Genomic DNA, 11483 nt, shown 5'->3' with positions numbered 1-11483 from the left:
TTTGATCCCCCGTGGTGTAATTGGCAGCACCGTGGCTTTTGGTGCCATTTGTCCGGGTTCGAGTCCTGGCGGGGGAGCTGTACGCGAGCGGGGCCCGGCCGGACGGTCGGGCCCCGCCCTTATTTCCGCCGCCAAACCCCCCGGTATCCTGCGGATGTCCACCCCACAACGCATCCACAGCCGAAGGGCACACCCGTGAGCGCCAATCACCCGGCCGCCGTCGTCGTTCTCGCAGCGGGTGAGGGCACCCGTATGAAGTCGGCCACCCCCAAAGTCCTGCACGACCTCTGCGGTCGCTCGCTGGTCGGTCATGTGCTGGCCGCCGCACGGGAGTTGAGCCCGGAACAGCTCGTCGTGGTCGTGGGCCACGAGCGCGAGAAGGTCGCCGCGCACGTGACCGGTGTCGACGCCGAGGCGCTGACCGCCGTACAGGCCGAGCAGAACGGCACGGGTCACGCGGTCCGCATGGGCCTCGAGGGCCTGCGCGGCACCGGCCCGGACGGCGCCGTCGACGGCACGGTCATCGTCGTCTGCGGCGACACCCCGCTGCTCACCGCCGAGACCCTCGCCGACCTCGCCGCCACGCACACCTCCGACGGCAACGCGGTGACGGTGCTGACCGCCGACGTCCCGGACGCCACCGGCTACGGCCGCATCGTCCGTGACAACGTCTCGGGCGCGGTGACCGCGATCGTCGAGCACAAGGACGCGACCGAGGCGCAGCGCGCGATCACCGAGATCAACTCGGGCGTCTTCGCCTTCGACGGCCTGCTGCTCGCGGACGCGCTGAAGAAGGTGCGCACGGACAACAGCCAGGGCGAGGAGTACCTCACCGACGTGCTCGGCATCCTGCGCGAGGCCGGGTACCGGGTCGGCGCCTCCGTGGCCCGCGACCACCGCGAGATCGCCGGCATCAACAACCGCGTACAGCTCTCCGAGGCGCGCCGCATCCTCAACGACCGGCTGCTGGAGCGCGCGATGCTCGACGGCGTCACGGTCGTCGACCCGGCGAGCACGTTCGTGGACGTGACCGTGACCTTCGAGCGGGACGCGACGGTCCTGCCCGGCACGCAGCTGACCGGCGCCACGCACATCGCCGAGGGCGCCGTCGTCGGCCCCAACACCCGGCTCGCGGACACCACGGTCGGCGCGGGCGCCCGCGTCGACAACACCGTGGCGAACAGCGCGGAGATCGGCCCCGAGGCCTCCGTCGGCCCCTTCGCCTACCTCCGTCCCGGTACGCGCCTCGGCCTCAAGTCGAAGATCGGCACGTACGTCGAGACCAAGAACGCGACGATCGGCGAGGGTACGAAGGTGCCGCACCTGTCGTACGTGGGCGACGCGACCATCGGTGACTTCTCCAACATCGGCGCCGCCAGCGTCTTCGTGAACTACGACGGGGAGAGCAAGCACCACTCCGTCGTCGGGTCGCACTGCAAGACCGGCTCGGACAACATGTTTGTGGCGCCTGTCACCATCGGGGACGGCGCGTACACCGCCGCCGGGTCGGTCATCACGAAGGACGTACCGGCCGGTTCGCTGGCCGTCGCCCGGGGCCAGCAACGGAATATCGAGGGTTGGGTGGCCCGCAAGCGTCCCGGGAGCGCGGCCGCGAAGGCGGCCGAGGCGGCTTCGAAGGACGCCCAGGACACGGTCGGCGAAGGCTGACCGGAAACAGGTGCGTCCGACACGGCGTACCGTGATAGATGCTCACGATTCGCCTGGCTCGCTGCTATAGGGACGCGCGGGCAGCTGCGGCGGACGAACTCGTCTGAGGAGACTAGTGCTGTGACCGGGCTTAAGACGCAGGGCGAGAAGAAGATGATGTTCTTCTCTGGCCGCGCCCACCCCGAGCTTGCTGAGGAGATCGCGCACCAGCTCGGTGTCGGGATCGTTCCGACCAAGGCGTTCGACTTCGCCAACGGCGAGATCTACGTCCGCTACCAGGAGTCCGCCCGTGGCGCCGACTGCTTCCTGATCCAGAGCCACACGGCTCCGATCAACAAGTGGATCATGGAGCAGCTGATCATGATCGACGCGCTGAAGCGCGCGTCGGCCCGCTCCATCACCGTCATCGTGCCGTTCTACGGTTACGCGCGGCAGGACAAGAAGCACCGTGGACGTGAACCGATCTCGGCGCGTCTGATCGCGGACCTGATGAAGACCGCGGGCGCCGACCGGATCCTCACCGTGGACCTGCACACGGACCAGATCCAGGGCTTCTTCGACGGCCCGGTGGACCACCTGTTCGCGCTGCCGATCCTCGCGGACTACGTGGGCGCCAAGGTGGACCGCGACAAGCTGACCGTCGTCTCCCCCGACGCCGGCCGCGTGCGCGTCGCCGACCGCTGGTGCGACCGCCTCGGCGCTCCGCTGGCGATCGTCCACAAGCGCCGCGACAAGGACGTCGCCAACCAGGTCACCGTGCACGAGGTCGTCGGTGACGTGAAGGGCCGCGTCTGCGTCCTGGTCGACGACATGATCGACACGGGTGGCACGATCTGCGCCGCCGCCGACGCCCTGTTCGCGCACGGCGCCGAGGACGTCATCGTGACGGCCACGCACGGTGTGCTCTCCGGCCCCGCCGCGGACCGCCTGAAGAACTCGAAGGTCAGCGAGTTCGTCTTCACGAACACGCTGCCGACGCCGAACGAGCTGGAGCTCGACAAGATCACGGTCCTGTCGATCGCCCCGACCATCGCCTCCGCGGTGCGCGAGGTCTTCGAGGACGGCTCGGTGACCAGCCTCTTCGAGGGCGAAGCCTGATCCCGTAAGAGATCTTGTCGCTGAAGATCCATTTGGGTGCGGCCTCCCACTCCGAGTAAGCTGTCGAAGTTGCTCGGCGAGGGAGGCCGTACGCGTCTGCGTACGGCGGTCCGTTATCGACGCGCTCTTCGTAGCAGGCCGTTCGTGGCCGGGTGACCCTTTCCCCAGTTCTACGAGGAGTGAAGAGCACATGGCCGAGATCAAGATCGCCGCCGAAGTCCGTTCCGAGTTCGGCAAGGGTGCCGCCCGCAGCATCCGCCGCGACAACAAGGTTCCCGCCGTCGTCTACGGTCACGGTGCCGAGCCGGTCCACGTCACGCTGCCGGGCCACGAGCTGCTGCTCGCCCTGCGCACGCCGAACGTCCTGCTGTCCCTGGACATCGACGGCAAGAACGAGCTGGCGATCCCGAAGGCCGTCCAGCGCGACGCGATCAAGGGCTTCCTGGTCCACGTCGACCTGCTCCTCGTCAAGCGCGGCGAGAAGGTCACCGTCGAGCTCCCGATCGTCACCGAGGGCGAGCTCGCCGCCGGCGGCAACCTGCTCGAGCACGTGCTGAACACGCTGTCGGTCGAGACCGAGGCCACGCACATCCCCGAGTCGGTCACCGTCTCCATCGCGGGCCTGGAGTCCGGCTCCGCCGTCCTCGCCAAGGACATCACGCTGCCCTCCGGCACCACGCTGGCCGTCGACGGCGACGCCGTCGTCCTGCAGGTCGTGTCGGCGCAGGCCGAGGAGGCCCCGGCCGAGGCCGCGGGCGACGAGGCCGCCGCGGAGGCCTGAGCCTTCGGCGACTGAGCCGTTTCGTACGGGGTGGCGGGCATGGCCCGCCACCCCGTACCGCTATCCCTACCTAAGGAAGGCGCATGTCCGACGAGAACGCCCCCTGGCTGATCGCCGGGCTCGGCAACCCCGGTCCCGAGTACGCGATGAACCGGCACAACGTCGGCTTCATGGTGGCCGATCTGCTCGCGCGCCGGATGGGCGCCAAGTTCAAGCGGGCGACCAAGGGCCAGGCACAGGTCGTCGAGGGCCGGATCGGTCCGCCCGGGCCCGCGAACCGCCGCGTGATCCTCGCCAAGCCGATGTCCTTCATGAACGTCTCCGGCGGCCCCGTCACGGCCCTGCGCGACTTCTACAAGGTGCCGACGGCGCACATCGTGGCCGTCCACGACGAGCTGGACATCGACTACGGCGTGCTGCGCCTGAAGCTGGGCGGCGGCGACAACGGGCACAACGGTCTGAAGTCGATGACGAAGGCGATGGGCCCCGACTACCACCGGGTGCGGTTCGGCATCGGACGCCCGCCCGGGCGGATGCAGGTCGCCGACTTCGTCCTCAAGGACTTCTCGTCGGCCGAGCGCAAGGAGCTCGACTACTTCGTGGACCGGGCGGCCGACGCGGTCGAGGCGCTCGTCACCGAAGGACTCGAGCGCGCGCAGTCGACGTACAACTCCTGACCGGGCGACTCCTGCCCGAACAACTCCTGACCTGTACGGATATACCGACGGCGGGAGTTGACCGTACGCCGGGTCATGGCCAAGGATCCCGGCCATGTCTTCTTCGGTGCCGGTGCCCGTTGCCCGTCAGGTCGCCGCGGGGGCGCTCGCCGCGCTGCTGCTGATCGCCGGTGTCTGGGCGTCGTGGGGCTCGGCCCAGCACGTGATGTTCCCCAAGGGCCGCGAGCGCGGCTCGATGACCGTGGCCCGGTGCACGGACGACGTCTGCACCGGCCCGTTCTCCCCCGCATCCCCCACCGCCGTGCGGCATGCGAGCGTGACGATCAACCGCTCGATCGGGGAGAAGAAGGGGGTCAGCTTCCCCGTCGTCCTCAAGCCGAGCACGCAGCAGGCCGTGCGCGCGGGCACGGCCGGGTTCCTGCACGCCTGGGTGCCGCTGGGCGGCGCGCTGCTGCTCGCGTCGGTGGTGATCGCGGGCGGAATGCGCAACCGGCGCCTGACGTGGATCACGTCAGGCGCCGGTTTCGTGGTGCTGACGGCGGCCTTCGCCGCGCTCAGCATCTAGGGCATGTCTGCAGGTCTGCAGGGGTCAGCCGGTGTTGCGCAGACCGGCCGCGACGCCGTTGACGGTGAGCAGCAGGGCGCGGGCGAGCGTCGGGTCCGGGTCCTGGCCCGCGGCGGCCGCGTCGCGCTGCCGCTTCAGGAGCGCGACCTGGAGGTACGAGATCGGGTCGAGGTAGGCGTCGCGGATGGCGAACGTCTGCTTCAACACGGGCTGCGCGGCGAGGAGTTCGGACTCCCCGGTGATGCGGAGCACCTCGGCGACGGTGAGCGCGTGCTCGGCCTCGATGTCGTCGAAGACGTGCTTCAGGTTCTCCGGGACGAGCGTGTCGACGTAGTGCCGGGCGATCCTCAGGTCCGTCTTCGCCAGCGTCATCTCGACGTTGGACATGAAGTTGCGGAAGAAGTGCCAGTGCTCCTTCATCTCGTCGAGCACGGTGTCCAGGCCCGCCTCGCGCAGCGCCTTCAGGCCGGAGCCGACACCGAACCAGCCGGGCACGATCTGCCGCGACTGGGTCCAGCCGAACACCCACGGGATCGCCCGCAGTCCGTCGAGCGAGACGCCCGAGCCGGGGCGGCGCGAGGGCCGAGAGCCCAGGTGCAGGTCGGCGAGCTGGTCGACCGGCGTGGAGGCGAGGAAGTACGTCGGCAGGTCCGGGTCCTCGACCAGCTTGCGGTACGCGGCGTGCGCGGCGTCGGAGACGACGTCCATCGCGGCGTCCCAGCGGGCGAGCGCCTCGTCGGACTGGCGCGGCTGGGTGTGCATGGCGGAGGCCTGCAGCGTTGCCGCGACGGTCAGTTCGAGGTTCTCCCTGGCCAGGGACGGCACCAGGTACTTGTCGCTGATCACCTCGCCCTGCTCGGTGACCTTGATCTCGCCCTCCAGCGTTCCCCACGGCTGGGCGAGGATCGCGTCGTGCGAGGGGCCGCCGCCACGGCCGACGGTGCCGCCGCGGCCGTGGAAGAGGCGCAGGCGGACGCCGTAGCGGTGCGCGACGTCACGCAGCCGGCGCTGGGCGCGGTGGATCTCCCACTGCGACGTCGTGATGCCGCCGAACTTCGACGAGTCGGAGTAGCCGAGCATGACCTCCTGCACGTCGCCGTTGAGCGCGACGAGGCGCCGGTAGGACGGGTCGGAGAGCATGTCCTCGAGGATCGTGTCGGCGGCCTTGAGCTCGTCCGTCGTCTCCAGGAGCGGCACGATGCCGATCTTCGCCCAGCCCGCGTGCAGGTCGATGAGCCCGGCCTCACGGGCGAGCACGGCGGCGGCGAACACGTCGTCGGCGCCCTGGCACATCGAGATGATGTACGACTCGATGACCTCGGGCCCGAACACGTCGAGCGCCTTGGCGATGGTGTGGAAGACGCCCAGGGTCTTCTCGCCGTCGGCGTCGAGCGGCGCCGGGGTCGGGGCGAGCGGCCGCCGCGACCTGAGTTCCTTGGCGAGCAGCTTGCCGCGGTAGTCGCGGGGCATGTCGCTGTAGCGCCAGGACTCCTCGCCGAGCCGGTCGAAGAGCTGGCCGAGGGTGTGGTGGTGGGCGTCGGCGTGCTCGCGTACGTCCATCGTGGCCAGCTGCAGACCGAACGCGGACAGGGTCCGGATCGTACGGTTCATGCGGCCCTCGGCGAACAGGCCGCCGCGGTGCTCGCGCAGCGAGGTCTGGATGAGCGTCAGGTCGTGCAGCAGCTCGGCGGTGCCGAGGTAGTCGCGGCCGTCCTCGTGCGGCGTGTTCCGCGCGAGCCGCGTCTTGGTGTTCTCCAGCTTCTGGCGGATCGCGGTGGCCTTGAGCCGGTAGGGCTCCTCGGCGTTGAGCCGCTTGTAGCGGGGGCTGATCTCCGGCAGGCGCTCCAGGTCGCACTGGAGCGAGGTGAGCATCTCCTCGGTGGCGCCCGTGTACCGGATGGAGTTGGAGAGGAAGCCGCGCAGCTCGTCGATCATGTCGAGCGCGTCGTTGATGCCGTGCTCGTGCTGGAGGATCAGGACGTCCCAGGTGACCTGCGGCGTCACGTTCGGGTTGCCGTCGCGGTCGCCGCCGATCCAGGTGCCGAAGGTGAGCGGCCGGGTCTCCTCGGGAAGGGTGACGCCGACGCGCTCCAGCTCGGCGGTGAGGTCCTCGAGGACGTCACCGACGGCGCCGGCGTGCAGCTCGTCCAGGTAGTAGATGGCGTTGCGCGACTCGTCGGTCACCTCGGGGCGGACGACGCGCAGCTCGTCGGTCTGCCACACCAGGTCGATGTTCTCGGCGAGGCGGGTGTCGTAGCGGCGGCGGTCGGTCTCCAGGACCGGCGTCTCCAGAAGCTCGGCGATGCGGCGCAGCTTGTTCAGGACGGAACGGCGGGCGGCCTCGGTCGGGTGGGCCGTGAAGACGGGGCGCACGTTCAGGTGCTGCACGGTCTCGCGCAGGTGGTCCGGGTCGGCGTCCTTGAGCCGGTCCGCGGTGCGGGCGAGGAGACCGCCCTCGGCGGCACGCTTGGCGCGCAGCTCGCGGCCGCGGTGCACCTGCTCCGTCACGTTGGCCAGGTGGAAGTAGGTCGAGAACGCGCGCACCAGCTTGGCGGCGGTCTCCAGCTCGGTGCCCCGCAGCAGCTCGGCGGCGGCCTCGCCGTCCTCGCGCGTCAGGCGGCGCACCTTCTCCACGAGGTCGAGGAGCTCGGGCCCCTCCTGGCGCACGAGCGTCTCGCCCAGCAGATCGCCGAGGCGGCGGATGTCGGCGCGCAGCTCGGCACTGGTGCTCGTCGCGGCGGTCTGTTCGTCGGCACTGCTCACAGGTGCGGCTCCTTGCAGTGGTGAAGCTCATCTGGAGGGAAGAGTCCCCGGGAACGGGTAGTAGTCCCGGGTGGAGATTCAGAGCGGACCGCGCTGTCCGACCGTTCCCAAGGATATGTGCCTGCGCAGGCGGCACGGTCCTGGGCCTCTTGCCGCCCGGCTGCGCGCTGCCATACTTACGACGCCGTAGGTTACGGAAGCGTAGGCGAGCATGTCCGCGGGACTCCGTGGATCTCCTGACCCGTCACCGGCTGTTTCAACCCCCCTACACCCCCCTCTCCTCCCCCTCTCCCCCCCTTCCTCCCACCTCGACCCACCTCGACCTACACAGGGGACATCCATGGCAACCAGTTCCGATGTGATCGACGACGCCCCGCAGGAGGCGTCCGGCTCGTCCGCCACGCTGCCGTCGGCGACGCTGGGTGGTGAGCAGAAGCGCTCCCTGGAGCAGATCACGCTGCTGCTGTTCATCGCCGTGCCGTTCCTGGCCCTGCTCGCGGCGGTGCCGCTGGTCTGGGGCTGGGGCGTGAGCTGGCTGGACCTCGGCCTCCTCGTCTTCTTCTACTACCTCGGCTGTCACGGCATCACGATCGGTTTCCACCGCTACTTCACGCACGGCTCCTTCAAGGCGAAGCGCCCGCTGCGCATCGCGCTCGCGGTCGCCGGTTCGATGGCGGTGGAGGGCCCCCTGGTCCGCTGGGTCGCGGACCACCGCAAGCACCACAAGTTCTCCGACGCGGAGGGCGACCCGCACTCGCCGTGGCGGTACGGGGAGACCGTGCCCGCGCTGATGAAGGGCCTGTGGTGGGCGCACGTGGGCTGGATGTTCGACGAGGAGCAGACGCCGCAGGAGAAGTACGCCCCCGACCTGATCAAGGATCCGGCGATCCGGGCGATCTCCCGCCAGTTCATCTACTGGACGATGCTGTCGCTGTTCCTGCCCGCGCTGATCGGCGGTCTGGTCACGATGTCGTGGTGGGGCGCGTTCACGGCGTTCTTCTGGGGCTCGCTGGTGCGTGTGGCGCTGCTGCACCACGTCACGTGGTCGATCAACTCGATCTGCCACGCCGTCGGCAAGCGCCCCTTCAAGTCCCGCGACAGGTCCGGCAACGTGTGGTGGCTGGCCGTCCTGTCCTGCGGTGAGTCCTGGCACAACCTCCACCACGCCGACCCCACCTCGGCCCGGCACGGCGTGATGCGCGGCCAGATCGACTCCTCGGCACGGCTGATCCGCTGGTTCGAGCAGCTGGGCTGGGCGTCCGACGTGCGCTGGCCCTCGCAGGACAGGATCGAGGCGAAGCGCAAGGTCGCCGACGCCGCGTGAGCCCGGCACGGCATGATGGGGAGTGTGGCGACCGACTCAAGTACCCCGAGCAACGCGAGCAGTGACAAACAACGGCGTACGCGCCGTCCGCGGATGACGGGGGCCGAGCGCCGCCAGCAGCTGCTCGAGATCGGTCGCACCCTGTTCGCCGAGAAGGGGTTCGAGGGCACGTCGGTCGAGGAGATCGCGGCGAAGGCCGGGGTCTCCAAGCCGGTGGTGTACGAGCACTTCGGCGGCAAGGAGGGCCTGTACGCGGTCGTCGTCGACCGGGAGATGCGCCAGCTCCTGGACATGGTGACCGGCTCCCTGACGGCCGGCCACCCCCGCGAACTGTGCGAGCAGGCCGCCTTCGCCCTCCTCGACTACATCGAGGAGTACACGGACGGCTTCCGGATCCTGGTCCGCGACTCCCCCATCCCGCAGTCCACGGGCTCCTTCGCCTCGCTCATCTCCGACATCGCCACGCAGGTCGAGGACATCCTGGGCCGCGAGTTCAAGACCCGCGGCTTCGACCCGAAGCTCGCGCCGCTGTACGCGCAGGCGCTGGTCGGAATGGTGGCGCTGACGGGCCAGTGGTGGCTGGACGCGCGCAAGCCGAAGAAGGCGGAGGTCGCGGCGCACCTGGTGAATCTGGCGTGGCACGGCCTGGACGGCCTCGAGCCGAAGCCCCGCCTCATAGGGCACCGCAAGAGCTAGCCGAGCTCGCGCCAAGGCCCCTCACGCGTACGCGGACGCCTCCAGGGGCTCCAGGAACTCCAGCCGGTTGCCGACGGGGTCGGTGGAGTAGAACCGCCGGTGCCCCGGCAGGGTGTCGTCCCAGACGACGTCGGCGCCGCGCTCGGCGAGGCGCCGCCCGTACGCCTCGATGTCCCGCACCCGCAGCCCCGGATGCGCTTTGCGCGCGGCCCGGAAGTCCGACTCGATCCCGAGGTGCAGCCGCGCTCCCCCGGCCTCGAACCAGCACCCGCCCCGGGCCGCGAGCACGGGCGGCTTCGGGGTCTCGGTCATGCCGAGGACATCCACGTAGAAGGAGCGCAGGAGCTCTTCGCTGCCCTCGGGCGCGGCGAGCTGCACATGGTCGAGGGCCTCGATCACGCGGGCTTCACCGCCACCACGAAGAGCCGCCGGAACGGCAGCACGGTGCCGTGCGCGGTCGCCGGGTACGCCTCGCGCAGCAGGTCCCGGTACTCCGCCACGAACGCGTCCCGCGCCTCCGGGTCGCCCGCGAGCGCGGTGAGCACGGGCCGCAGCCCCGTCCCCTTCACCCAGTCCAGGACGGGATCCTCGCCCTGCAGCAGGTGCATGTACGTCGTCTCCCAGGCGTCCACCTCGCAGCCCAGGTCCGCGAGCCGCTCCAGGTAGACGGCGGGCGCGAGCACCGCGTCGGCGTGCCGCAGGACCCCGGCGAGGCGGTCCTTCCACCGCGCGGATTCGGCGAGTTCACGCATCAGTACGTGGCTGGGGGCCTCGAAGTTGCCGGGGACCTGGAAGGCCAGCGTGCCGCCGGGGGCCAGGGCGTCCAGCCAGCGCGGGAAGGCGTCGACGTGTCCCGGCACCCACTGCAGCGTCGCGTTCGAGGCGATCAGGTCGTACGTCTCCGCGGGCGCCCAGTGCTCCATGTCGGCGTGCGCGAAGTCGATGCGGCCGCCGCCGGCGGTGGGCCCGGCGTACTCCTCGGCCTTGGTGAGCATCTCCGGCGAATTGTCGTACCCCGTGATGTGCGCGGCGGGCCAGCGCTCGGCGAGCAGCGTCGTCACGTTGCCCGGGCCGCAGCCCTGGTCGGCGATGCGGGCACCCTCGCGGGGCAGGGCGGGGACGCGGGCGAGCAGTTCCACGTACGGGCGGCCGCGGTGGTCGGCGTGGCGGAGGTACTGCTGCGGGTCCCAGGTGGGAGAGGTCGTCGTCATGCCTCTCAGGGTCCCCTTCCATGTATCTCGATGTCAAGAGACTCGACATCAAGAGACTTCACATCGACACACCCCCTACACTGATCGCCATGGAGGACGAGGTCGACCGACTGGTCGCAGCGTGGCGCCGGGAGCGCCCCGACCTCGACGTGGAGCCCCTCGAGGTGCTCAGTCGGGTCAGCAGACTCGCGCGCCATCTCGACCGCGCCCGGCGTCTCGCGTTCTCCGAGCATCAGCTGGAGCCGTGGGAGTTCGACGTCCTGACGTCGCTGCGGCGTGCCGGTGCGCCCTACCAGCTCTCCCCCGGGCAGCTGCTCACCCAGACCCTGGTCACGTCCGGCACGATGACCAACCGCATCGACCGCCTCACGAAGAAGGGCCTGGTCGAGCGCCTCCCGGACCCCAGCGATCGCCGCGGTGTCCTTGTCCGCCTGACCGAGGAGGGCCGGGATCGTGCGGATCAGGCCCTGGCGGGTCTGCTCGCGCAGGAGCGGGCGATCCTGGCGGAGCTCTCCCGAGGGGACCGGGCCGAACTCGCCTCCCTGCTCCGACAGTTGACGGCGCCGTTCGACAACATCCCCGGCTGAGGCTGATCGCCGTAGGGGTTCTGCACGCGTCCGGCTGACGGCCGGTGGGGGCTGGTCGCGCAGTTCCCCGCACCCCTGAAATGCAGGCGCTGCGCGACCAGCCACGACGGCGC

General features: G+C 70.1%; 11 protein-coding genes and 1 tRNA gene. 9 read left to right on the top strand and 3 right to left on the bottom strand.

The window, feature by feature from the left end; translation table 11 throughout:
• Window positions 1-5 precede the first annotated feature (5 nt).
• The 6 genes from ACIBUY_RS28690 to ACIBUY_RS28665 all read left to right on the top strand — a co-directional run bounded on the left by ACIBUY_RS28690 (window position 6) and on the right by ACIBUY_RS28665 (window position 4789).
• Window positions 6-77: transfer RNA gene (locus ACIBUY_RS28690), tRNA-Gln, on the top strand.
• A 118-nt stretch (window positions 78-195) separates the two neighbouring features.
• Window positions 196-1668, top strand: a complete 1473-nt coding sequence (gene glmU, locus ACIBUY_RS28685) for a bifunctional UDP-N-acetylglucosamine diphosphorylase/glucosamine-1-phosphate N-acetyltransferase GlmU (RefSeq protein ID WP_365566206.1) — start codon at window positions 196-198, stop codon at window positions 1666-1668.
• 120 nt (window positions 1669-1788) lie between these two features.
• Window positions 1789-2766 (top strand): ribose-phosphate diphosphokinase, encoded by a 978-nt coding sequence (locus ACIBUY_RS28680; protein WP_365566204.1) that lies wholly within the window; start codon window positions 1789-1791, stop codon window positions 2764-2766.
• 190 nt (window positions 2767-2956) lie between these two features.
• Window positions 2957-3547: a 50S ribosomal protein L25/general stress protein Ctc gene (locus tag ACIBUY_RS28675; RefSeq protein WP_365566202.1), complete on the top strand. Its 591-nt coding sequence runs from the start codon at window positions 2957-2959 to the stop codon at window positions 3545-3547.
• Window positions 3548-3630: 83 nt separating this feature from the next.
• Complete coding sequence (pth, locus tag ACIBUY_RS28670) at window positions 3631-4224, top strand: aminoacyl-tRNA hydrolase (RefSeq protein WP_365566200.1); 594 nt, start codon at window positions 3631-3633, stop codon at window positions 4222-4224.
• A 94-nt stretch (window positions 4225-4318) separates the two neighbouring features.
• Complete coding sequence (locus tag ACIBUY_RS28665) at window positions 4319-4789, top strand: hypothetical protein (protein ID WP_399154167.1); 471 nt, start codon at window positions 4319-4321, stop codon at window positions 4787-4789.
• Between the two features lie 24 nt (window positions 4790-4813).
• Here the strand turns inward: ACIBUY_RS28665 and ppc are convergent, their stop codons facing one another.
• Window positions 4814-7552 carry a phosphoenolpyruvate carboxylase gene (ppc, locus tag ACIBUY_RS28660; RefSeq protein ID WP_399154166.1) on the bottom strand — a complete coding sequence of 913 codons (2739 nt, stop codon included), beginning with the start codon at window positions 7550-7552 and terminating at the stop codon, window positions 4814-4816.
• Window positions 7553-7892: 340 nt separating this feature from the next.
• Here ppc and ACIBUY_RS28655 point away from each other — a divergent pair, with 340 nt between their 5' ends.
• Both ACIBUY_RS28655 and ACIBUY_RS28650 read left to right on the top strand, forming a co-directional pair.
• Window positions 7893-8876, top strand: coding sequence for a fatty acid desaturase (locus ACIBUY_RS28655; protein ID WP_365566195.1), 984 nt, complete (start codon window positions 7893-7895; stop codon window positions 8874-8876).
• Between the two features lie 12 nt (window positions 8877-8888).
• A complete protein-coding gene (locus ACIBUY_RS28650) occupies window positions 8889-9572 on the top strand; it encodes a TetR/AcrR family transcriptional regulator (RefSeq protein ID WP_365566194.1) in 684 nt (227 codons plus the stop codon).
• Between the two features lie 21 nt (window positions 9573-9593).
• Here the strand turns inward: ACIBUY_RS28650 and ACIBUY_RS28645 are convergent, their stop codons facing one another.
• Both ACIBUY_RS28645 and ACIBUY_RS28640 read right to left on the bottom strand, forming a co-directional pair.
• Window positions 9594-9971 (bottom strand): VOC family protein, encoded by a 378-nt coding sequence (locus tag ACIBUY_RS28645; protein WP_399154165.1) that lies wholly within the window; start codon window positions 9969-9971, stop codon window positions 9594-9596.
• Complete coding sequence (locus ACIBUY_RS28640) at window positions 9968-10783, bottom strand: trans-aconitate 2-methyltransferase (RefSeq protein ID WP_399154164.1); 816 nt, start codon at window positions 10781-10783, stop codon at window positions 9968-9970. The genes ACIBUY_RS28645 and ACIBUY_RS28640 overlap by 4 nt, the downstream gene beginning before the upstream one ends.
• Before the next feature lie 89 nt (window positions 10784-10872).
• Between ACIBUY_RS28640 and ACIBUY_RS28635 the strand changes: the two genes are divergently transcribed.
• Complete coding sequence (locus ACIBUY_RS28635; protein ID WP_365566188.1) at window positions 10873-11370, top strand: MarR family transcriptional regulator; 498 nt, start codon at window positions 10873-10875, stop codon at window positions 11368-11370.
• The last annotated feature ends 113 nt before the right edge of the window (window positions 11371-11483 follow it).

It is taken from the genome of Streptomyces sp. NPDC050085 (genome assembly GCF_044460595.1).
In the GTDB taxonomy this organism is placed as follows: domain Bacteria; phylum Actinomycetota; class Actinomycetes; order Streptomycetales; family Streptomycetaceae; genus Streptomyces.
The sequence above is the reverse complement of the archived record's forward strand: the minus strand, read 5'-3'. Positions and strand labels throughout refer to the sequence as shown.

Coding starts and splice junctions, on each gene's coding strand:
- ACIBUY_RS28675 (WP_365566202.1), top strand. CDS start 2,957: ATGGCCGAGATCAAGATCGCCGCCGAAGTCCGTTCCGAGTTCGGCAAG.
- ACIBUY_RS28635 (WP_365566188.1), top strand. CDS start 10,873: ATGGAGGACGAGGTCGACCGACTGGTCGCAGCGTGGCGCCGGGAGCGC.
- pth (WP_365566200.1), top strand. CDS start 3,631: ATGTCCGACGAGAACGCCCCCTGGCTGATCGCCGGGCTCGGCAACCCC.
- ACIBUY_RS28665 (WP_399154167.1), top strand. CDS start 4,319: ATGTCTTCTTCGGTGCCGGTGCCCGTTGCCCGTCAGGTCGCCGCGGGG.
- ACIBUY_RS28650 (WP_365566194.1), top strand. CDS start 8,889: ATGATGGGGAGTGTGGCGACCGACTCAAGTACCCCGAGCAACGCGAGC.
- ACIBUY_RS28655 (WP_365566195.1), top strand. CDS start 7,893: ATGGCAACCAGTTCCGATGTGATCGACGACGCCCCGCAGGAGGCGTCC.
- ACIBUY_RS28640 (WP_399154164.1), bottom strand. CDS start 10,783: ATGACGACGACCTCTCCCACCTGGGACCCGCAGCAGTACCTCCGCCAC.